Here is a 21812-nt window from a genome sequence, read left to right on the forward strand (position 1 = left end):
TAGATTCTTAACATGAGATCATTTAAATCTCTTTTATGGAGTTTAACTTTCCTTCAAAAAATTTAGCTAAAGAGACCAATAGAGAATCTTTTAGAAAAGTTCTCATTGTTAGACTTCCATGCAACCCGATATTTCCAATAGGGCCTATTTACTTAGCGGATCATATTCATAAGTGTTTTCCTGAGATTGATCAACAATTCATAGATTTAGCAATAGTACCGCTAAACAACGTATCTAAATATCTAAAAAGAAAAATTGACCAATTCAGACCCCATATAATTGTTTATTCTTGGAGGGACATACAAATATACGCACCAGTTGACGGAAGAAGTGGCAATCCTTTGCAAAACTCATTTGAAGTTTTTTATTCGAATAATATCTTAAAAAAAATTAGAGGTGCTTGGGGAGGTCTAAAGTTAATAACATCACATTATGAAGAAATAAATAGAAATACATCCTTAGTGAAGATGGGTCTCAATAGAGCTCAAAAATACAACAAATCTGTAAAAGTGATTTTAGGAGGAGGAGCTGTAAGCGTTTTCTACGAACAGCTAGGTAAATTATTACCCAAAGGTACAATAATTTCTGTTGGAGAAGGTGAGAACCTTATCGAAAAAGTTCTTAAGGGTGATTCTATTATCGAAGAAAGATGTTATCTTGCTGGGCAAAAACCTAGAAATAAATTAATACATGAACAGCCGTCAGGAACAATTAAAACAGCTTGCAACTACAAATATATTAAATCTATTTGGGCTGAGTTTGATTGGTACATAGAAGGTGGTGATTATTATGTAGGAGTTCAAACAAAAAGAGGTTGTCCACATAATTGTTGTTTTTGCGTTTATGGAGTTGTAGAGGGTAAAAAAGTTCGAGTTAATCCCGTAAATGAAATTATTGAAGAAATGAAGCAACTTTATGAGATGGGCGTTAGAGGTTTTTGGTTTACTGATGCTCAATTCATTCCAACAAAGAAACATATTCAAGATGCAAAATTACTTCTTCAAGCTATAAAAGATCAGGGTTGGACCGATCTTAAGTGGGCGGCATATATTAGGGCCGATAATATTGATCGTGAATTAGCTCAATTAATGGTTGAGACAGGAATGAGTTATTTTGAGATAGGGATTACATCAGGATCTCAGGAACTTGTTAGAAAAATGCAACTCGCATATAACCTTAAAACTGTACTTGAAAATTGTAGAATGCTTGTTGAGGCAGGTTTTAGAAATCATGTCTCAGTGAATTACTCATTTAATGTTTTTGATGAAACCCCTAATACAATTAAACAAACAGTTGCTTATCATAGAGAGCTAGAAAATATATTTGGGAAAGGTTTAGTAGATCCAGCTATATTTTTTATAGGTTTACAACCACATACACTTTTAGAAAAGTACGCTCTTGAAAATAATATATTAAAACCTAGTTATAATCCAATGAGTATGATGCCTTGGACAGCACGTAAACTTTTATGGAACCCTGGTCCTCTTGGTAAAAAACTGGGAGAGGTATGTTTAGAAGCTTTTGATAATAAAGATGACGAATTTGGAAAAACAGTTATTAATATTTTGGAAAGAAATTATGGTAAATCATCCTTAGATGATTCCCTAAAAGTTCGTAAATTATCAGAAAGAAAGCTTACTGCAGCAAAAGTTTAAAAGTATTTAAAATTAATTCATTCGTAAGAAGATAATTAATCTTCTTTTTCAATTGAACTTGATATCCCTTTTGATTTCAAAGATTCTGAATAAAATTCAGCCGGCTCAAGATCACATACAATAACTAAACCAACACCAGTATTATGAGCTTCAAGCATAATGGAAATAGCATCTTGTTCGCTTAATTGTGGGACTACTTCTCTAAGTGCATTAGTAACATACTCCATTGAATTAACTGGATCATTGTGAAGTAAAACTTTGTATTTTGGTGATTTGTTTTTTAACGGGGCTGTTTTTTTCTCCAACACTGCTGCGTTATTATTTTCCCCTTTTTCAAACTTTATATTTGACATTACTTTTTGATTGTAATTACAAGAAAATCTATTGATCATTATATATTAATTATTCGTTCCATTGCATTATTAACATTCATTCTTGAATTGAAAGCAGATAATCGAAAATAGCCCTCACCCGCCAATCCAAATCCACTTCCTGGTGTACCTACGACATCAGCTTTTTCAAGTAAATAATCAAAAAAGTCCCAAGAAGTCATTCTATCTGGTACTTTTATCCAAACATATGGTGCATTATCACCTCCATAAACTTTAAAACCTGCACTTCTGAGCTTATTTTGCATAATTTCTGCATTTTTCATATAAAAGTCAATTAGAGAATTAACCTCTTTTTTACCTTGAGAAGAATATACCGCCTCAGCTCCTCTTTGTACGATATAGCTTACTCCATTAAATTTAGTACATTGACGCCTATTCCATAATGACCATAAATCAATTTTATCCCCTTTTGAATTTTGTCCTGATAGATTTTTTGGTATTACTGTATAAGCGCATCTAACTCCAGTAAATCCTGCATTTTTTGAGAAAGATCTAAATTCGATAGCACAATTTTTTGCCCCCTCAATCTCATATATTGAATGAGGAATATTTTTGTCTTGAATAAAAGCTTCATAAGCTGCATCGAAAAGAATCAAAGACTTGTTTTCGATAGCATAATCAACCCATTTTTTCAATTCTTGTTTAGTAATTGTTGCCCCAGTTGGATTATTTGGAAAACAAAGATAAACAATATCAACTTTCTTTTTTGGGATTTCAGGTTGAAAATTATTTTCTTCATTAATCGCTAAATATACTAATCCTTGATAAGTACCATTTTGAAGTGTTTCTCCTGTTCTCCCAGTCATCACATTAGTATCGACATAGACAGGATAAACTGGGTCAGTTACGGCAATTAAATTATCATCCCCAAGAATATCTAAAATATTGCTACTATCGCATTTTGAACCATCAGAAACAAATATTTCTTCCGATGAGATTTGACACCCTCTTGAAATAAAATCATTTACAGAAATTTTTTCCCTAAGCCATCCATATCCTTGCTCCGGGCCGTAACCTTTAAATCCGTTATTTGTTCCCATTTCATTTAATGCTTCGCCCATAGCTTTCACACAAGCTTTAGGTAGCGGCTCCGTTACATCGCCTATTCCAAGCTTAATGACTTTCGAACTGCTATTAGCTTGAGTATAATTATTAACTCTTTTTGAAATTTCAGGAAATAAATATCCTGCTTTGAGTTTTAAATAATTTTCGTTGACTTTAACCACTTTAAAAAAATTTCTACACTTGACCTATACAAGAATAATGGACAATGTACTTAAGCGGGAATTAGATGTTAATATGAAGGTGGTTATGATTTAATTAAAGAAATAATCATAGCTATTAATCAATTTCAAATCGTTTGAAAGTCGTCTAAAACTAAAAAACTTAGCAAGTCAAACTGCTACTAATTATTTTAAAAATCTAATAAATTAAGCTTTCAAGAAATTGCTAGCGAATAATTAAGTATATAATTATTTACTTTTTATCGATTTTCAAAAAATTCAAAACATACTTTAAAACATTTTATGTCTCAGCAAATTGTAATAGCTGAGCAGGCGCGTATTGCAGCACTACTCACAGATGATCAAGTTGATGAATTAATCGTCGCACAAGGTCAATATCAAATCGGGGATATTTTTTTAGGAACTGTTGAAAATGTCCTTCCAGGTATTGACGCTGCCTTTATAGATATTGGAGAAAGTGAAAAAAATGGCTTTATTCATGTATCAGATCTAGGTCCATTAAGATTAAAAAAAGGTGTTGTAGGAATTACTGAACTTCTTGAACCAAAACAAAAAGTTCTCGTGCAAGTAATGAAAGAACCTACAGGAAATAAAGGACCTAGACTTACAGGTAATATCTCATTACCTGGTAAATATCTGATATTGCAACCATATGGACAAGGAGTCAATATTTCTAGGAAGATAAATACTGAGACTGAAAGAAGTCGTTTAAGAGCTCTTGGAGTTTTAATTAAACCGCCAAGCACAGGATTATTATTTCGAACTGAAGCCGAACAAATCAAAGAAGAATTACTTATTGAAGATTTAGAAAATTTAATTCAACAATGGGATCAAGTATTAAAAAATTCAGAGAGTACTCATCCACCAAATTTAATAAGTAGAGATGAAGATTTTTCATTAAAAATTTTAAGAGATTGCATCAAATCATCCACTAATAAAATTGTAATTGATAATAATATCGCTCTCGAAAAAGCAAAAGACTTTTTAGTTAATAATGACTCTAAAGTGGAACTTGTTTTTCACAATAATGAAATAAATGAACATATTTTAGAAAAATACCAAATTAATAAAACTATTCAAAAGGCGCTTCAGCCAAGAGTAGATCTACCTTCAGGAGGATACATAATTATTGAACCTACTGAAGCATTAACAGTAATTGACGTTAATTCTGGATCTTTCACAAGATCAGCTAATTCAAGACAAACTGTTTTATGGACGAATTGTGAAGCAGCTATAGAAATTTCTAGGCAAATGAAATTAAGAAATATTGGGGGAGTTTTAGTTATAGATTTTATAGATATGGAATCTCGAAGAGATCAATTTCAGTTACTTGAACATTTTACTTTAGCCATTAAAGATGATTCAGCAAGGCCACAGATAGCTCAATTAACTGAGTTAGGTTTAGTTGAATTAACAAGAAAAAGACAAGGTCAAAATATATATGAATTATTTGGTACTAAATGTAGCAACTGCAATGGATTAGGGCATATAGAAAATTTACCAAATTATAAAAATAATTCTTTAAAAACTAATCAAAATGCAAAAAAATCCAGTAAAATAAATGACACCAAAATCCCAGACTTAACTCCCATTCAATTAATTGAAAATCAAGAAACGATCACTAGGGAAGAGTTTACTAAAACTAGAAATACCAATAAAGACGATGATAATTCCAATAAAAGGAGAAATGATAATGAAGTATCTAATTCAAATAATCGTAGAGAAAAGAAAGTAATCACGGTTGAGCTCAGTAATGATGAAAAAATTGTTTATAGCCAATTGGGCATTAATCCATTAATTAAATTAGGAAAAGAATATCTAAGTAGTAATCACTTAGTACGTTTGGAAGATGCTAAGAACAAAGAAAAAACTGCTTCTGAGCAAAATGTAAAAACAAATAATAAAGTTTCAAGCAAGAAATCAAATAAAATAACCTCAACTTTTGATTCAAAAGAAGAGGTTGAAGCAGATTACCCTAAAGAAGTGAATCCCGACAAAAAATTGCCAAAAGTAACAAATGAGAACGAGGAAATAGAAACTAAAGATGAAATTGATAATTCAAGAAGAAAAAGAAGAAGATCATCTGCAAATATTGAATAAAGCTTCTGAGATAGGTATTGACGAAGTAGGTCGTGGTTCGGTTTTCGGACCTGTATTTTCTGCTGCTGTAGTTCTTTCTAAGAAAAGTGGATTAACTCTCAATAAATTAGGGGTTAATGATAGTAAAAAATTAACTCCAAAAAAAAGAAAAGATGTTTTTCCTAAAATTATTGCATTATCATCAGATTACGGTTTAGGGCAGTCTTCAGTAAGAGAAATAGATTTGTTGGGGATAAGGCATGCAACTGAACTTTCAATGATTAGAGCAGTTAAAAAGTTAAAACATATTCCATCTGAACTATTAATTGACGGCCCATTACCATTAAGACTTTGGGAGGGTAATCAAAGAAATATTATTTCAGGTGATTCTAAATTTATTTCAATAGCTACTGCAAGCATAATTGCTAAAGTAATGCGTGACTCTTTGATGGAAAGATTAGAAAGCAAATATCCTGGATATTTCATATTTAAAAATAAGGGATATGGTACCAAACAACATTTTTCAAGTCTTAAAGAAAATGGACTAACTAATCTCCATAGAAAAAGTTTCTTGAATAAGTTAAATCTGATTTAATTCACACCAATTTACAAAATCTTTTATTAATTGTTGTTGAACTCTAGATTTTATTCCTAATAAAATTCCATTCAATACTGAATGACCTGTAGATTCTAAAATTTTCTTTGGCAAAAGTTTCAAAAGAGGCGGTTGACTTACTGAAACTCCGAGTAAGGCTTCACCTTCTAACCCAAAATCTGTTGCCTCCAAATTTGCTTTCAAAATTAAATTAAAGTCTTCAACCATGCCTAAACCATCTAATGTACTATCAAGTGCACTCATTTTTAAAACACCCTCATTATTCTCAACTGCAATTGATACAACAGGTTTAACATCTAATTGAAAAACCTTGAAACTTGTTACAGTATACTTATACATTCCTTCCCCTTCAGGTTCTAATTTATTTGGGTCTAGCATCGCTCCAACAACTCTTTCTTCCTCCAAAAGATATTTAGAAAGATATTCTTTATTCCTCGTAACAGAAAGTTTAAGTTTCTGTTTTGCATCAAAAGCTAAAAGCATTTTCTATATACCTCCAATGCTTATTTGATCTCTTTTTTTATTACAATTTACCATGAGCAAACAAGTTGCATATTTAGGCCCTAAAGGGACATACGCTGAAAAAGCAGCTCATATTTTATCAAAGCTTGCTAATTTTAAGTCACCTTTATTTGTACCATGTAACGGGCTGTATTCGGTTATTAAATCAATAGCCTACAACAATTGTGATGCAGCAATAGTGCCCATTGAGAATTCTGTTGAAGGAGGAGTAACAACGACTTTAGACGCGCTTTGGAAATTTTCTGATATTAATATTAATAAAGCAATTGTTTTGCCAATAAAACATGCATTAATTAGTGATGGCAAGATTTCAGAGATATCTGAGGTATTATCTCATCCACAAGCTTTAGCTCAATGCTCAGAATGGCTATCTGAGAACCTTCCAGAAGCTATTACTTTATCAACAAAATCAACTTCAGAAGCTGTGAATATGGTAAAAGGAAGCTCATTTAGAGCCGCTATTGGTTCGAAATCTCTTATTGAAATAGAAGGACTTCAAGAATTAGCATTTCCTATTAATGATGTCCCGGGTAATTGTACAAGATTTGTATTGTTGAGTAAAGAATACATTGTAGATAAAGCCAATATTGCAAGTTTTGCCTTCTCATTACTCTCAAATAATCCTGGTGCTTTACTAGAAGCTTTAAATTATATTGCAGAATTTGGATTCAATATGAGTAAAATAGAATCTAGACCTTCAAAGAGAGAACTAGGAGAATATATTATCTATGTTGATGTTGAAATAAATACTAAAACTAATATTGAAGCATTTAATAAATTAAAGAAAAAAATACAACCCTTATGTAAACATTTGATCGACTTTGGATGTTATTTATCAGAAGAGGTTTATTTGGACTAATTAACCTCTACATTTGTAAACTCCAAATTCCATTAAACCTTTTTTAAAGGCCCAATCCATTAAAAGTATTGTAGGTATCTCTCTAATAGACTTTATAATCGCTCCGGGACCAAGGGACAAAATTGCATTAGGTCTTCTCATTCCTTCAAATATTGAATCAAACCAAGAGGGATTTGTAAAAGAATTCCAATTAGAGGATATAACTTGACCTGAACTATTTTTGTTATTTATAAGAATACTACTGAAGTCATTGATACTTATAAATTTAGGATGTACCCACTGTTCAAGTAATTGTTTTAAGATTATTTTTTCAAGCATGGATGGTGGTTGTTTTTGTAAATCTCTTGAATTCCAATCAGCCAATGCTAAATATCCTCCAGGTCTTAAAGTTCTTAACATTTGATCTGCAAATTTAGTTTTATTATTCATATGGGCTCCTGCCTCAACACTCCAAACACCATCAAATATTCCCTCTTCAAATTTCAAATCCAAAGCATCCATAACTTTGAAGTTGCATTTACATTCATAAGGCGTAAGTTCTTTTGCTCTTTTTACTTGAGCTGGACTAATAGTTATTCCAGTGACATTAAATCCATAATAATTCGCGAGAATTCTAGAACTTCCACCTATTCCGCAACCGACATCTAAAACCCTAGAACCTCTAGGTAATTTATCTAAACCACTCCAACTTACTAACTCATGCACAAATTGAACTTTAGCCTCTCTAAAACCTATATTTTTATTTAGAGGATAATAACCTAGATGTATATGCTCTCCCCACAATCTTTCTAGTAATTTATCTTGAGTCCAGGAATCATATGCATTAGCTACAGTTCTCGAAGAAATGTATTTTCTATTATTAAATCTCCAAAGTATTAAAGAAAAAAATAATAGAGTTAAAAATATAACGAGGGAAGATATTAAAAAAATAGACATTTAGTTTTCTTTGATATCAGGAAAACTTTCTTTTAAAGCTGTTCTAGCTGCTAATTGTTTTCTAGTATGATCTAACATTTCAAACTCTCTTTGCAAACGAGTATGTGTATTCCTTTCCTCTAAAAGTTTTTGCTGCTCTTCAGCTACTGGCCCTCCAAGATGAGCACCGATCCAAAAAGAAAGTTCCATAGGGTTCTCAGGTAACTTATCAGGAAGAACTTTCTGAGAATTAGTTAATTTACTAGTTAATTTAACTACATCATTTAAGGCTTCAGTGACTGAATCTCTTAAAAGATCTAAACTTTGAAAACTATCAATATTTTCGTCAGTTATCCAACTTACCATTGCTGAACAATAAGGTGTAGAACGTACAATTTCAAGAACTTGAAATCTTTGCTGTCCCAAAGTGATTATATTACTTCTACCATCTTCGGCCGTTTGATGTTTAATTATCTGAGCACAACAGCCAACGTTAGCCATACTCTTTTTATTGGGATCCCATTTAATTACTCCAAACATTGAATCAGATTCAAGTACAGATTTAAGCATAATTCTGTATCTCGACTCAAAGATATGCAGTGGTAAGACTTCTTGTGGGAAAAGAACAACTTCTGGGAGAGGGAACAATGGTAATTCCCTTACTGAAAGCTCTCCCATTTAAACCTCAAATGTTTCTTGTATTTTAGTGAATTAAAGTTCTATTCGGGATTTCTTATAATTTAACTTCTATGTCTACACCACTAGGAAGATCTAATTTCATTAAAGCATCTATAGTTTTAGCTGAAGGACTATAAATATCAATTATTCTTCTATGAGTTCTGGTCTCAAAATGCTCTCTAGAGTCTTTATCTACATGAGGCGATCTTAAAACGCAATAAATTTTTCTTTTAGTTGGTAATGGAATTGGTCCAATAGCTGAAGCAGCGGTTGTATCTGCCGTTTGAATTATTTTGTCACAAGACAAATCAAGCATTCTTCTATCGAAGGCTTTTAATCTGATACGTATTTTTTGTTGAGTAAGTGAAGCTGTCATAAGTTTAAATTAATCTCTTTATGAAGGGGTTATTGATAATCAATAACCCATATATCTGTATTTAACTATTTTAGATTATCAAAGGTTAACTTTATAAAATTAAAGAAAATTATTCAATAATTTTAGAAACAACACCAGCTCCAATAGTACGACCACCTTCACGAATAGCAAAGCGCATACCTTGTTCAATCGCAACTGGACAAATTAATTCTCCAGTCATTTTTATCCTGTCACCTGGCATTACCATCTCAACATTTGCTCCATCATCAGCAGTGAATGCAGTGATTTGTCCAGTTACATCTGTTGTTCTTATATAAAATTGTGGTCTGTAACCAGCAAAGAAAGGTGTATGTCTACCACCCTCTTCTTTCTTAAGGACATAAACTTCTCCTTCAAATTTTGTATGAGGAGTAATCGAACCTTTTTTAACAAGAACCATACCTCTTTCAATATCTTCTTTCTGAACACCACGTAAAAGCAGTCCAACATTATCTCCAGCCATACCTTCATCAAGAAGTTTACGGAACATTTCAACGCCCGTGACAGTAGTCAATCTTGTATCTCTTATTCCAACTATTTCGACTTCTTCCCCTACTTTGACTTTTCCTCTCTCTATTCTTCCAGTGGCAACTGTTCCTCTACCTGTGATAGAAAATACATCTTCAACTGCCATCAAAAATGGCTTGTCGATTTCTCTCTCAGGTTCAGGAATACTAGCATCAACGGCAGTCATTAATTCTTCAATTTTAGATTCCCAAGTAGAATCTCCTTCTAAAGCTTTTAGACCTGAAACTTGAACGATGGGTATATCATCACCAGGGAAATCATAACTATCAAGAAGTTCTCTGATTTCCATTTCAACAAGTTCAATGATTTCTTCATCATCTACCATGTCACATTTATTCAAGGCAACAACCAAAGCAGGAACTCCAACTTGTTTTGCTAAAAGAATGTGTTCTTTTGTTTGAGCCATAGGACCATCTGTTGCCGCACAAACTAAAATTGCACCATCCATTTGAGCTGCACCAGTGATCATGTTTTTCACATAATCAGCGTGACCTGGACAGTCAACGTGAGCATAATGTCTGTCGGCTGTTTCGTATTCAACGTGTGCGGTATTAATTGTAATACCACGCTCTCTTTCTTCTGGAGCACCATCGATGTCTCCATAGTCTTGAGCTTGTGCTTGACCTTTTTTAGCTAAAACATTAGTAATAGCAGCAGTCAGGGTTGTTTTTCCATGATCAACGTGGCCAATAGTACCTATGTTGACATGTGGTTTGTTCCTTTCGAACTTCTCGCGAGCCATTTGAATTAAAGAATCGAGGGTTAAAGAGTGTTTAGTTTAGAGATCAGGAGTTGCCCTGATTCTTGGAAATGATAGCTTCAGCAACGTTACGAGGAACTTCCTCATAATTTGCGAACTCCATTGAAAATATGCCCCGACCTTGAGTCATTGATCGGAGTTGAGTGGCATAACCGAACATTTCGGCTAAAGGCACTTTGGCCTGTACTTTAGACAATCCATCATCGACAGATTGTCCTTCGACTTGACCTCTCCTTGAAGAGAGATCACCAATTACAGATCCAAGAAAATCATCAGGACTTTCGACCTCGACTTTCATCATAGGCTCTAAGAGGACAGGATTGCATTTTTTAACCCCATCTTTAAAAGCCATTGAACCTGCAATTTTGAAGGCCATTTCAGATGAGTCTACATCGTGGAACGAACCATCGACTAGTGTTACTTTTACATCAATCAGCGGATAACCGGCAAGAACCCCTGATTCACAGGTTTCTTTCATTCCATTTGAGGCTGGTCCAATATATTCTTTTGGCACAGTTCCACCCACGATTTTGTTAACAAATTCAAACCCTTTGCCGACTTCGGCAGGTTCCATTTCAATAACTACGTGTCCATATTGTCCTTTACCTCCTGTTTGTCTTGCATATTTACCTTCACCCTTGGAACTTGATCTAATTGTTTCTCTATAAGAAACCTGAGGGGCGCCTATATTTGCCTCAACTTTAAACTCTCTCAACATTCTGTCTACAAGAATTTCAAGATGTAGTTCCCCCATTCCGGCTATTACAGTCTGATTAGTCTCTTGATCTGTACTTACCCTAAAGGTTGGATCTTCTTCAGACAAGGCTTGTAAGGCCTTAGAAAGTTTCTCCATATCTCCTTTAGTTTTTGGTTCTACAGCAACTGAGATAACAGGTTCGGGGATAAATAAAGTTTCTAGAACTATTGGGTCATCGGTATTACACAAGGTATCACCTGTTGTTGTATTCTTCAATCCCAATACAGCACCTAAATCTCCCGCTCTTAATTCATCAACTTCTTCTCTTTCATCTGCTTTTAAGATAACTAACCTTGAAATTCTCTCTTTAGCATCCTTAGTTGAATTCATAACATAACTTCCTTTAGAAAGCACTCCAGAATACATTCTTACAAAAGTTAGTTTTCCATAAGGATCAGACATAACTTTGAAAGCAAGTGCACTGAAAGGAGCATTATCATCCGAAGGTCTAACATCTTCTTTACCATTTGGTAAAACACCTTGAATTGGTTTTACATCAATTGGGGCTGGTAAATAATCAACTACTGCATCAAGAACTAATTGAACTCCTTTATTTTTAAAGGCTGATCCGCATAAAACAGGAACTAAACCATGTTTGAGAACTCCTTCTCTAATCCCTTTTTTTAGTTGATCTTCAGTTAATTCTCCCTTATCCAAAAATATTTCAATTAATTCTTCATCATTTTCTGCGACACTTTCCATTAATTTACTTCTCCATTCCAATGCCTCATCTTTCATGTCATCTGGTATTGGAGCTTCTTCAATATCAGTTCCTAAATCATTTTTGTATAAATAGGCCTTGTTACTTACTAAATCAATAATTCCTGAAAGATCACCTTCAGCTCCTATTGGAAGTTGAATAGGAAAAGCATTTGCTTTGAGACGATCTTTAATTTGTTGATTAACTTTTAAGAAGTCTGCACCTGTTCTGTCCATCTTATTGACGAAAACCATCCTTGGGACAGAATATCTATCAGCTTGTCTCCAAACAGTCTCTGACTGTGGTTGAACCCCTCCTACCGCACAAAACACAGCTATAACCCCATCTAAGACTCTCATTGATCTTTCAACTTCGATAGTGAAGTCAACGTGGCCTGGAGTATCAATAATATTAATTCTATGATCTTGCCAACTTGTAGAAATAGCAGCAGCTGTGATAGTAATTCCTCTCTCTCTTTCTTGGGCCATCCAATCTGTTACTGCAGCACCATCATGTACCTCTCCGATTTTGTGAACAACCCCTGAATAAAAAAGTATTCTTTCAGTAGTAGTTGTTTTACCAGCATCAATATGAGCGGCTATACCTATATTCCTTACTCGTTCAAGGGGAAAGTCGCGTGCCAATGTTAAAACTCCAAATAGAATGAATTGCTAAATAGCTACAGTTTATTTATTCAAATAAACTTTTGTTTAATAATAAACTAAATAAGGACCATTTTGGGTCGAAATTAGTATCTGTAGTGAGCAAAAGCCTTATTAGCTTCTGCCATTTTATGAGTATCTTCTCTCTTCTTAACTGCACTACCAGTTTCATTAGCTGCATCCATTAATTCACCTGCTAATTTTTGTGACATACTCTTTCCATTTCTTCCTCTTGAAAAAGTAACAAGCCATCTTAGTGCCATAGCAGTTCCTCTCTCTTGACGAACTTCCATAGGAACTTGATAAGTAGCACCTCCAACTCTTCTAGCTCTCACCTCTACTAAAGGGGTTGCATTTTTTACAGCTGTTTCAAATAACTCGACAGCATTTCCACCTGTTCTCTCACTGATTAAAGAGAATGCATCAGATAATATTTTTTGTGCAGTAGATTTTTTACCATGTTTCATCAATCTAGAAATCATCATTGAGGCAAGACGACTATTAAATTGAGGGTCTGGTAAAACCGGTCTTTTTACTGCTGCATTACGACGTGACATTTTAGAAAAGAATTGAAGTTAAAAAATTAATCATTTTTAGGAGCTTTTGCACCATATTTAGACCTGGATTGACGTCTATCTTTGACTCCTGCAGTATCTAAAGTTCCTCTTATTATATGGTATCTTACCCCCGGCAGATCTTTAACTCTTCCTCCCCTGAGTAGGACTACAGAGTGTTCCTGTAAATTATGTCCGATTCCTGGAATATATGCGGTAACTTCAAAACCAGAAGTTAGTCTAACTCTTGCAACTTTTCTTAAGGCAGAATTAGGTTTCTTAGGAGTAGATGTATAAACTCTTGTACATACTCCTCTTCTCTCTGGACAAGATTTAAGTGCAGGAGATTTTGTTTTTCTTGTCAGACGTTTTCTTTCTGATCCAATTAATTGGGAAATGGTCGGCATCTATATTAATAGATAAAAATACATATCAAAACATCATAACCTTTTACGAGTCATATCTAAAGCATTTTTGATTTTTTTTGATTTATAAATAAAATTTTAATTTGTTTAGTAATTCTTCATTATTTTTGCTTTGTATTTTGAAATTCATTTTTATAATAGAAATAAATAAATTTTCTTATATAGTTAAATAATCTATGCGAGGGAGTATCAAAAGAAGCAACGAGCCATATCAAGATAGTTATTCTCCAAATGGAATTATTGGAGAGAAAGATGCTTGTGGTGTTGGTTTCATAGCAAATATTGATGGCAAAGAAAGTAATTGGATATTGAAGCAATCTTTAAAAGGTCTTAATTGTATGGAGCATAGAGGAGGATGCGGAGGAGATAGTGATTCTGGTGATGGGGCAGGAATTTTATGTTCTATTCCATGGGAATTTTTAGATAGAGAATTAAATTTAAATACTGAAAGCTACGAAAAACGAGGTTTAGGCATGATTTTTATGCCAAATAATGAATTAAAAGTTAAAGAATCAAAACTTATATGCGATGAAGAAGCTAAAGAATTAAATTTTAAAGAAACATTTTGGAGAAATGTACCTTCTAAAAATGAAACATTAGGAGTTTTAGCAAAAGCAAACGCACCATTTATAAACCAATGGATCGTCTGCTTAGAGAAAGATGATAGTAGAGATATTGAGATGCTCTTATTTCAACTAAGAAAAAGAATTGAAAAAAGGATAAGAGATAATACAAAAAATGCTATCGGTGAATGCGAATTTTATTTCGCATCACTTAGTTCTAAAACTGTTGTTTATAAAGGTATGGTTAGATCTGAAGTTTTATCAGAATTTTACGAAGACTTAAAGAAAGAAGATTTTAAAGTTTCTTTTTCTGTTTACCATCGAAGATTTAGCACAAATACCTTACCAAAATGGCCTCTTGCCCAGCCAATGAGATTTTTGGGTCACAATGGAGAAATTAATACCCTTTTGGGTAATATCAATTGGGCGAAAGCATCAGAAACACATATTGATGATTACTGGGGAGAGTTGTCTCGTGATATTAAGCCAATAGTAGATAAGAATAAAAGTGATTCATCAAATCTTGACGCAACACTAGAAATTAACATTCGTTCAGGCAAACCAATAACTGATTCCTTATTGAAACTTGTTCCAGAAGCATTTCGAGATCAACCAGAACTTGAAAGCAGAGAAGATATTAAGGCCTTTTATGAATATTCAGCTACTCTCCAAGAAGCTTGGGACGGCCCTGCTCTATTAGTATTTGCAGATGGAAACTATGTTGGAGCGACACTTGATAGGAATGGATTAAGACCTGCTAGATATTCAATTACCAATGATGGTTTTGTGATAATGGGTTCAGAGACAGGAGTAGTGGATATTGAAGAAAACAGAGTTATAGAAAAAGGACGTTTAGGGCCAGGCCAAATGCTCGCAGTAGATCTTTCTCAGAACAAAATTTTAAGAAATTGGGAAGTTAAAGCAGAAGCTGCCAAAAGAAAAAATTATAAAAAACTGATACAAAAAAGAACTATAAAACTCAAAAAAAATGAATGGTCCAATACTTGTAATTTAAAAGATTTTGAATTACTCCAACAGCAAACTGCTTTTGGTTTTTCCTCAGAAGACAATGACCTCATTCTTGATTCAATGGCTTCTCTTTCTAAGGAGCCAACATATTGTATGGGTGACGATATACCATTAGCAGTGCTCTCTTCTAAACCTCATATTTTATACGACTACTTCAAACAAAGATTTGCACAAGTTACTAATCCTCCCATAGATCCTTTAAGAGAAAAATTAGTAATGAGTTTAGAGATGCATTTAGGTGAAAGATGCTCTCCCTTCGAATCTAATGATAGTAAGCCTTTTATTCATTTAAAAAGTCCAATTATTAATGAACAAGAATTAATTTCATTAAAAGAATCAGAAATTAAATCAAAAACCATTTCAAGTTTATTTGATATTGAGGAAGGAATAAAAGGATTTGAAGCAAAGTTAGATGATATTTGTAAAGTAAGCGAGAAAGCAATAAAAGAAGGCTGCTCTTTAATAATCATTTCTGACAAAGGAGTCAGTTCCAAAGAAAGTTTTATTCCTCCTTTATTAGCTGTAGGTGCAATTCATCATTATCTTCTTAAAAAAGAAATAAGATTAAAAGCCTCGCTAATAATTGAAACTGGTCAATGTTGGAGCACGCATCACCTAGCATGTTTAATTGGTTATGGAGTTAGCGCAGTATGCCCTTGGTTAACACTTGAATCTGGAAGACATTGGTTACAACATCCAAAAACTCAAAAGCTTATTGCTACAAAGAAAATTAATCCACTATCAATCGATGACGTTCAGGAAAATATCAAAAAAGCTTTAGAAGATGGATTAAGAAAAATACTTTCAAAAATAGGGATTTCCCTTTTATCTAGTTATCATGGTGCTCAAATATTTGAAGCTGTAGGACTTGGCTCTGACTTAATTAAAATAGCTTTCGATGGAACAACAAGTCGAATTGCAGGGATCACACTAAAAGAACTTGCAAATGAATCACTCTTAATTCATACCAAAGCCTTTCCAGAAATAGATTTAAAAAAATTAGAGTTTCTAGGATTTGTTCAGTTTAGAAATAATGGCGAATATCACTCTAATAATCCTGAAATGTCAAAGGTTTTACATTCTGCCTTAAAGCAAGGACCAGGATACGATCATTTCGAGACTTATAAAACACTTATTCGAAATAGACCAGTCACTTCATTAAGAGATTTACTGTCAATTAACTCGACAAGAAAAAGTATCTCCATAGATGAGGTTGAAAGTGTTGAATCAATATGTAAAAGGTTTTGTACTGGAGGAATGAGTTTAGGAGCATTATCAAGAGAAGCTCATGAAGTATTGGCCGTTGCAATGAATAGAATTGGTGGGAAAAGTAATAGCGGGGAAGGAGGAGAAGATCCTGCTCGTTTTAATGTATTGAATGATATTGATGAAAATACTCAATCGGCAATATTACCATCCATAAAAGGCCTAGAAAATGGGGATACTGCTTGCTCAGCTATTAAACAAATAGCCTCTGGAAGATTTGGGGTTACTCCAGAATATCTAAGAAGTGGGAAGCAACTGGAAATAAAAATGGCTCAAGGAGCTAAGCCAGGCGAAGGTGGCCAATTACCAGGACCAAAAGTTGATTCATATATTGCAAAGCTAAGAAACAGCAAACCTGGAGTAGCCTTAATATCTCCACCCCCACATCATGATATTTACTCTATTGAAGACTTGGCTCAGTTAATTCATGACTTGCACCAAGTTCATCCAAGAGCGAAGGTCAGTGTAAAGCTCGTTTCTGAAATTGGGATAGGTACTATCGCTGCTGGAGTTAGCAAGGCGAATGCTGATGTAATACAAATTTCCGGGCATGATGGAGGTACTGGGGCTTCCCCTCTAAGTTCTATTAAACATGCTGGTTTACCGTGGGAATTAGGTGTTGCAGAGGTCCATAAATCCCTTATAGAAAATAATCTTAGAGAAAGAGTACTTTTAAGAACTGATGGCGGACTTAAAACAGGATGGGATGTAGTAATCGCAGCTATTTTAGGTGCCGAAGAATTTGGCTTTGGTTCAGTAGCAATGATTGCTGAAGGCTGCATAATGGCGCGTGTTTGTCATACAAATAAATGTCCTGTGGGTGTAGCTACTCAAAAAGAAGAATTAAGAAAAAGGTTTAAAGGTTTACCTGAAAATGTCGTGAACTTTTTCTTATATATTGCTGAAGAGATAAGACAAATAATGAGTAGCATTGGAGTATCTAATATGGAGGAATTGATTGGCAATCAGGAATTTCTAACAGCAAGAGATATTAAACTTCCAAAAACTGCAAATATTGATCTTAGTTCTCTAATTAAAAAAGGGACTCAAAATAAAGATAGGTCATGGTTAAAGCATTCTAAGACTGCTCATACTAATGGATATGTATTAGAGGATCAATTTTTGTCTGATAATGAATTCATGAATTCTATTAAGAATCATGGAAAATTAATCAAAGAAATAGAAATCAAGAACACTGACAGAAGTGTATGTGCAAAAATATCAGGTGAAATTGCGGGACTTTATGGAAATAATGGATTTAATGGTGAACTAAATCTCAATTTCAAAGGATACGCAGGACAGAGTTTTGGTGCTTTTTTATTAAAAGGAATGCATATCCAATTAATTGGAGAAGCTAATGATTATGTTTGCAAAGGAATGAATGGAGGTGTACTTACTATTGTTCCTCCCCAAGTAGATGAGAAATCTGCAGAGCAAGTAATATTGGGTAATACCTGTCTTTATGGAGCAACAGGAGGAAAGTTATTTGCTTTAGGTAAATCCGGAGAAAGATTTGCTGTTAGAAATAGTGGAGCTATTGCAGTCACAGAAGGTTCGGGCGACCATTGTTGTGAATATATGACTGGTGGCAAGATAGTAATTTTAGGTTCAACAGGAAGAAATATTGGAGCAGGAATGACTGGTGGAATAGCTTATATACTTGATGAAAATAATGATTTAGAAAATAAAGTAAATAAGGAAATAGTTAGTATCCATAAAATAACTAACCTCAAGCAAGAAGAGATTTTGTTAGGAATTCTTAGTGAATATCAAGAAAAAACAAAGAGTCTAAAAGCATCCAAAATAATCAATAATTGGTCTAATTTTAAGGGAATTTTTAAAATAGTTGTTCCTCCTAGCGAAGAAGAAATGCTTGGTATATAAAGTTAATGAATGCCTATTTTTATAAAGACTGAACTCATAAAAAAAGAATACTTAATTCAAAAAGATATAAGAAAGAAAATAATCAATGAACATATCAAATGGATTGAAAATTTAAAGAAAAAAGGAATAAATATCAAAAGTGGGTTTCTGGTGAATGAATTAAAAAAATCAGGAGCTGGTGGGTTACTAATTCTTGAAATTGGAACTTATAAAGAAGCCTTAGAAATTATAAAAAAAGATCCGATGATAAAAAATAATATTGTCGAATGGAAATTAAATGAATGGATTAATATTAATCAATAGATAATTTAATTATCTTGGAAACTTTTTCATGAGTTTCTGAATTTCTTCAGCATGATAACTACTACGAGTTAGAGGAGAACTGACAACTTGCATAAACCCTAATTCATTTTCTCCAAATAATTTAAAATAATTAAATTTTGAAGGGGTAACAAATCTTTGGACCTGAAGATGTTTTGGACCTGGAGATAAATATTGACCAATAGTAACTATATCTACATCATTTTTTCTTAAATCCATAAGAAGAGTAAGAACTTCATCATCCTTTTCTCCTAATCCCAACATAAATCCAGATTTAGTATAAACACTTGGGAAATATTCTCTTGTTCTTTTAAGTAACTCTAAAGTTCTTTGATAGTTTCCTTGAGGCCTTACTTTCCTATACAAAGCTGAGACAGTTTCAATATTATGATTTAAAACATTTGGTCTAGAATCTAAAATCTTTTCAAGTGCTGACCAGTTACCACATAAATCTGGAATTAATAATTCAATAGTTGTTTCAGGGGATTTTTTTCTAACTTCCGAAACACATTTATCAAACTGGGAAGCTCCGCCATCATCTAAATCGTCTCTATTAACAGAGGTAATCACAACATGTTTAAGTTTCATTCTAAAAACAGCCTCTGCCAAACGATCAGGTTCTGTTGGGTCTAAATCTCTCTTGGATCTATCAAAATCAATATCGCAATATGGACATGCTCTAGTACAGCCTGGGCCCATGATTAAAAAAGTTGCAGTCCCACTGGCAAAACATTCACCAATATTAGGACAGCTTGCTTCTTGACATACAGTATTTAATTTTAAATCACTCAACAAATTTGCAGTATTACCTATTCTCTCAATTTGAGGTGCTTTTACTCTTAGCCAGTCAGGCTTCGTTATTGCATTATCAGAAATATTAGTCAAATTAATTTATTCAAATCAATTATCTCTAATTTTATCAAAATAATGTAACTTTTCTATTTTTATTTACTTCACTAAAAAATTTAAATTTCTAATAAAATCTGGAACTAATTTAGTTATTACTTTTAGAAAAAAATTTGGCATTTTTTAAACAGTTTCCCACAAAAACTAGTTACGCAATAAACAAACCGTTCTAATAACACTAACTAGCACAATATTCAGAACGTTATTTTAACTACAGTTTTAAAACAATATAATCTATTTCTTAATAAGTTAATTTCAGTAACTTATAACAAAATAATGTTCTATAAAGTGTTTTTTTCTAAAGTATTTGATACAGTTAAAAATATATGTATTAAAACGTTGACTATTAAATTTAAAAGAAAACGTTTTCTTTTATCTGAAAAAAATAAGAAATCCAAAACTATTGGATATGCAAGAGCTATAGATAGTGAATTTGATTACTTAAAAGAACAAATAAAATGCTTAAAAAATGAGGGTTGCAGCTTAATTTTTTCTGAAATCGTAAGTTTAGATGAAGAAATAAAACCCGAACTTAGAAAAGCTCTAAATTATTTATCAAAAGGAGATGAATTAGTCGTTACAAAACTAGATCGGGCATTTTCTAACAGGAATGAATGTATAAAAACAATTCATAAACTCTTGAATAATGATGTTAGGTTGAGAACTTTATCTGGTTTTTTATCTCCCAAACATTCATCAGATATATCTTTGTCAGTCTTTAATATTTTATATGAGTTAGATAATTTAGATAATGAGTGTTTGGGAGAGAGGAAAAAAGAACTTATTTCGCAAAGAAGATTAAATGGAAATAATTTAGGTGGCAGACCGAAAATTAGTCCTTTAAAAGAATCATTAGTGATGAGGTTACGTAATGAGGGTTGCTCATATCGATCAATCAGAACTCAAACTGGAATTGCTTTATCAACAATTAGAAGAATAATTTTAGATGGAGAAGCTAGCTGATATGAATAAAAAAGAACTTGAAAACCTGATTAAAGAAAACCTCAAAGATACTGCCTTACGCATTCATGAATTAGATAATAAAGATAGAAATAGTTTAATAGCTGAATATAAAGAATGGATTTTGAATGACTTGGATTTTGATGAGGTTATGATGTTACCTTACGAAGCCTATACAAATAAATTAGATAGAGATTTCTTAGATGATTTAAATTAATATCAAACAAAATTATTATTATATTTGTACACAGCCTTTGCTATTTCGGGAAACAAGGTCTCATCTTTGAAGTATTTTTCTCCATTACCAAAAACAACTAATAAAGTCTGTACTGAGTCGTTATTAACCCACCAAGCAGCATCATGTCTAGCTTGTGACATGAGACCTGCTTTACTCCAGAAATTAATATTCTCCGGCAATCCCTCTCCTAAGAAACCATTTACTTGATTAAGAGGATCATTATAAAGAATATTCTTATTTAAATTTCTTTTTAAAAAACTTCTTAAATTTAAATTATCTTTTTGATAATCAATCTTTATCATTATCTCCTCCAAAATCCTAGCAGTAGCATCAGTTGTCATCATATTTCTATTGCTGTTTTCAGTTCCGTAAAATTCTTTTTCTCGACCAAATGGTCCATCATCCCAAGTTTTTTGGCAGCAATTTATTTCATTTAATTCATTCCAATTAAGCTCTTTTAACCAATCATTGATTATTGATCTTTGATATTTCCAATTCTCCCAAGGATCACCTTCTATACATGGACCGCTTGTAGTCCCAGTGATAATATCGATTATAAAGCTTGTTGCATCATTACTTGAGTAAAAAAGCATTTTATTGACTGCATCACTTATTTCTTGGGTTAATAATATTTTTTTTGAATCAATCCATGAGTATGCAGCAAGGCCGTAAATTAGCTTTACGATACTTGCAGGATAAATAAGTTTTCTATTATTGATTCCAAATCCATACCCTTTATTTATATGATTACTTTCATTTTTATAATTGATCCAAGTGATTGCAATATCATTCCTTAAATTTTCTATATTGTTAGAGCAAATTCTGTCTAAAATATCATTTAAGGCTAAACCCATTTCTGCTTGTAAATAATAAAAAGACATTTA

The 21812-nt window shown here is 32.9% G+C and carries 20 protein-coding genes; 8 read left to right on the forward strand and 12 right to left on the reverse strand.

Annotation, left to right across the window (positions count from 1 at the left end; translation table 11 throughout):
* Nucleotides 1–35: 35 nt before the first annotated feature.
* Entirely contained in the window at nt 36–1655 is a 1620-nt protein-coding gene (locus tag ACTF45_RS00210; protein WP_438949149.1) for a photosystem II high light acclimation radical SAM protein, read from the forward strand.
* A gap of 35 nt (nt 1656–1690) precedes the next feature.
* Here ACTF45_RS00210 and clpS read toward each other — a convergent pair whose 3' ends face one another.
* Together clpS and ACTF45_RS00220 are read right to left on the reverse strand one after the other, a co-directional pair.
* Entirely contained in the window at nt 1691–2008 is a 318-nt protein-coding gene (gene clpS, locus ACTF45_RS00215; protein ID WP_036930728.1) for an ATP-dependent Clp protease adapter ClpS, read from the reverse strand.
* Nucleotides 2009–2046: 38 nt separating this feature from the next.
* Nucleotides 2047–3273, reverse strand: coding sequence for an LL-diaminopimelate aminotransferase (locus ACTF45_RS00220; RefSeq protein WP_438949150.1), 1227 nt, complete (start codon nt 3271–3273; stop codon nt 2047–2049).
* A 300-nt stretch (nt 3274–3573) separates the two neighbouring features.
* On the opposite strand from ACTF45_RS00220, the gene ACTF45_RS00225 reads away from it, so the two are divergent.
* Nucleotides 3574–5391: an Rne/Rng family ribonuclease gene (locus ACTF45_RS00225; protein ID WP_438949151.1), complete on the forward strand. Its 1818-nt coding sequence runs from the start codon at nt 3574–3576 to the stop codon at nt 5389–5391.
* Nucleotides 5336–5965 carry a ribonuclease HII gene (locus ACTF45_RS00230; protein ID WP_438949152.1) on the forward strand — a complete coding sequence of 210 codons (630 nt, stop codon included), beginning with the start codon at nt 5336–5338 and terminating at the stop codon, nt 5963–5965. Before ACTF45_RS00225 ends, ACTF45_RS00230 begins: the two co-directional genes overlap by 56 nt.
* On the opposite strand, the gene ACTF45_RS00235 is transcribed toward ACTF45_RS00230, so the two are convergent.
* A complete protein-coding gene (locus tag ACTF45_RS00235) occupies nt 5951–6469 on the reverse strand; it encodes a DUF1997 domain-containing protein (RefSeq protein ID WP_288348341.1) in 519 nt (172 codons plus the stop codon). The two genes, ACTF45_RS00230 and ACTF45_RS00235, sit on opposite strands and share 15 nt — an antisense overlap.
* Nucleotides 6470–6521: 52 nt before the next feature.
* On the opposite strand from ACTF45_RS00235, the gene pheA reads away from it, so the two are divergent.
* Nucleotides 6522–7367 carry a prephenate dehydratase gene (gene pheA, locus ACTF45_RS00240; protein ID WP_438949153.1) on the forward strand — a complete coding sequence of 282 codons (846 nt, stop codon included), beginning with the start codon at nt 6522–6524 and terminating at the stop codon, nt 7365–7367.
* Here the strand turns inward: pheA and ACTF45_RS00245 are convergent, their stop codons facing one another.
* The 7 genes from ACTF45_RS00245 to rpsL form a co-directional block, all read right to left on the reverse strand.
* Nucleotides 7368–8303 (reverse strand): methyltransferase domain-containing protein, encoded by a 936-nt coding sequence (locus ACTF45_RS00245; RefSeq protein ID WP_438949154.1) that lies wholly within the window; start codon nt 8301–8303, stop codon nt 7368–7370.
* On the reverse strand, nt 8304–8960 hold the full coding sequence (locus ACTF45_RS00250; protein WP_288347078.1) for an LON peptidase substrate-binding domain-containing protein: 657 nt from the start codon (nt 8958–8960) through the stop codon (nt 8304–8306).
* A gap of 55 nt (nt 8961–9015) precedes the next feature.
* On the reverse strand, nt 9016–9336 hold the full coding sequence (gene rpsJ / locus ACTF45_RS00255) for a 30S ribosomal protein S10 (protein ID WP_011133135.1): 321 nt from the start codon (nt 9334–9336) through the stop codon (nt 9016–9018).
* Between the two features lie 109 nt (nt 9337–9445).
* Entirely contained in the window at nt 9446–10645 is a 1200-nt protein-coding gene (tuf, locus tag ACTF45_RS00260) for an elongation factor Tu (RefSeq protein ID WP_288347080.1), read from the reverse strand.
* 43 nt (nt 10646–10688) lie between these two features.
* Nucleotides 10689–12764, reverse strand: coding sequence for an elongation factor G (fusA, locus tag ACTF45_RS00265; protein ID WP_288347081.1), 2076 nt, complete (start codon nt 12762–12764; stop codon nt 10689–10691).
* 104 nt (nt 12765–12868) lie between these two features.
* On the reverse strand, nt 12869–13339 hold the full coding sequence (gene rpsG / locus ACTF45_RS00270) for a 30S ribosomal protein S7 (RefSeq protein ID WP_011133138.1): 471 nt from the start codon (nt 13337–13339) through the stop codon (nt 12869–12871).
* A 26-nt stretch (nt 13340–13365) separates the two neighbouring features.
* On the reverse strand, nt 13366–13743 hold the full coding sequence (gene rpsL / locus ACTF45_RS00275) for a 30S ribosomal protein S12 (RefSeq protein ID WP_011133139.1): 378 nt from the start codon (nt 13741–13743) through the stop codon (nt 13366–13368).
* 194 nt (nt 13744–13937) lie between these two features.
* Here rpsL and gltB point away from each other — a divergent pair, with 194 nt between their 5' ends.
* Both gltB and ACTF45_RS00285 read left to right on the forward strand, forming a co-directional pair.
* Nucleotides 13938–18503 (forward strand): glutamate synthase large subunit, encoded by a 4566-nt coding sequence (gltB, locus tag ACTF45_RS00280; RefSeq protein ID WP_288347083.1) that lies wholly within the window; start codon nt 13938–13940, stop codon nt 18501–18503.
* A gap of 9 nt (nt 18504–18512) precedes the next feature.
* A complete protein-coding gene (locus tag ACTF45_RS00285) occupies nt 18513–18806 on the forward strand; it encodes a YciI family protein (RefSeq protein ID WP_288347084.1) in 294 nt (97 codons plus the stop codon).
* A 9-nt stretch (nt 18807–18815) separates the two neighbouring features.
* Here the strand turns inward: ACTF45_RS00285 and lipA are convergent, their stop codons facing one another.
* Entirely contained in the window at nt 18816–19709 is an 894-nt protein-coding gene (gene lipA / locus ACTF45_RS00290; protein WP_288347086.1) for a lipoyl synthase, read from the reverse strand.
* Nucleotides 19710–20006: 297 nt separating this feature from the next.
* Between lipA and ACTF45_RS00295 the strand changes: the two genes are divergently transcribed.
* Together ACTF45_RS00295 and ACTF45_RS00300 are read left to right on the forward strand one after the other, a co-directional pair.
* Nucleotides 20007–20693, forward strand: coding sequence for a recombinase family protein (locus tag ACTF45_RS00295; RefSeq protein WP_288347087.1), 687 nt, complete (start codon nt 20007–20009; stop codon nt 20691–20693).
* A gap of 1 nt (nt 20694) precedes the next feature.
* Nucleotides 20695–20907, forward strand: a complete 213-nt coding sequence (locus ACTF45_RS00300) for a hypothetical protein (RefSeq protein WP_036930687.1) — start codon at nt 20695–20697, stop codon at nt 20905–20907.
* 2 nt (nt 20908–20909) lie between these two features.
* Here the strand turns inward: ACTF45_RS00300 and ACTF45_RS00305 are convergent, their stop codons facing one another.
* Nucleotides 20910–21809, reverse strand: coding sequence for a serine hydrolase (locus ACTF45_RS00305; RefSeq protein WP_438949155.1), 900 nt, complete (start codon nt 21807–21809; stop codon nt 20910–20912).
* Between the last annotated feature and the right edge of the window lie 3 nt (nt 21810–21812).

It is taken from the genome of Prochlorococcus sp., from assembly GCF_965655815.1.
In the GTDB taxonomy this organism is placed as follows: domain Bacteria; phylum Cyanobacteriota; class Cyanobacteriia; order PCC-6307; family Cyanobiaceae; genus Prochlorococcus_A; species Prochlorococcus_A pastoris.

Coding starts and splice junctions, on each gene's coding strand:
- ACTF45_RS00245 (WP_438949154.1), bottom strand. CDS start 8,303: ATGTCTATTTTTTTAATATCTTCCCTCGTTATATTTTTAACTCTATTA.
- ACTF45_RS00210 (WP_438949149.1), top strand. CDS start 36: ATGGAGTTTAACTTTCCTTCAAAAAATTTAGCTAAAGAGACCAATAGA.
- ACTF45_RS00250 (WP_288347078.1), bottom strand. CDS start 8,960: ATGGGAGAGCTTTCAGTAAGGGAATTACCATTGTTCCCTCTCCCAGAA.
- ACTF45_RS00225 (WP_438949151.1), top strand. CDS start 3,574: ATGTCTCAGCAAATTGTAATAGCTGAGCAGGCGCGTATTGCAGCACTA.
- rpsG (WP_011133138.1), bottom strand. CDS start 13,339: ATGTCACGTCGTAATGCAGCAGTAAAAAGACCGGTTTTACCAGACCCT.
- tuf (WP_288347080.1), bottom strand. CDS start 10,645: ATGGCTCGCGAGAAGTTCGAAAGGAACAAACCACATGTCAACATAGGT.
- clpS (WP_036930728.1), bottom strand. CDS start 2,008: ATGTCAAATATAAAGTTTGAAAAAGGGGAAAATAATAACGCAGCAGTG.
- rpsJ (WP_011133135.1), bottom strand. CDS start 9,336: ATGACAGCTTCACTTACTCAACAAAAAATACGTATCAGATTAAAAGCC.
- ACTF45_RS00230 (WP_438949152.1), top strand. CDS start 5,336: ATGAAATTGATAATTCAAGAAGAAAAAGAAGAAGATCATCTGCAAATA.
- ACTF45_RS00300 (WP_036930687.1), top strand. CDS start 20,695: ATGAATAAAAAAGAACTTGAAAACCTGATTAAAGAAAACCTCAAAGAT.
- pheA (WP_438949153.1), top strand. CDS start 6,522: ATGAGCAAACAAGTTGCATATTTAGGCCCTAAAGGGACATACGCTGAA.
- ACTF45_RS00285 (WP_288347084.1), top strand. CDS start 18,513: ATGCCTATTTTTATAAAGACTGAACTCATAAAAAAAGAATACTTAATT.
- rpsL (WP_011133139.1), bottom strand. CDS start 13,743: ATGCCGACCATTTCCCAATTAATTGGATCAGAAAGAAAACGTCTGACA.
- gltB (WP_288347083.1), top strand. CDS start 13,938: ATGCGAGGGAGTATCAAAAGAAGCAACGAGCCATATCAAGATAGTTAT.
- ACTF45_RS00235 (WP_288348341.1), bottom strand. CDS start 6,469: ATGCTTTTAGCTTTTGATGCAAAACAGAAACTTAAACTTTCTGTTACG.
- ACTF45_RS00295 (WP_288347087.1), top strand. CDS start 20,007: ATGTTCTATAAAGTGTTTTTTTCTAAAGTATTTGATACAGTTAAAAAT.
- ACTF45_RS00305 (WP_438949155.1), bottom strand. CDS start 21,809: ATGTCTTTTTATTATTTACAAGCAGAAATGGGTTTAGCCTTAAATGAT.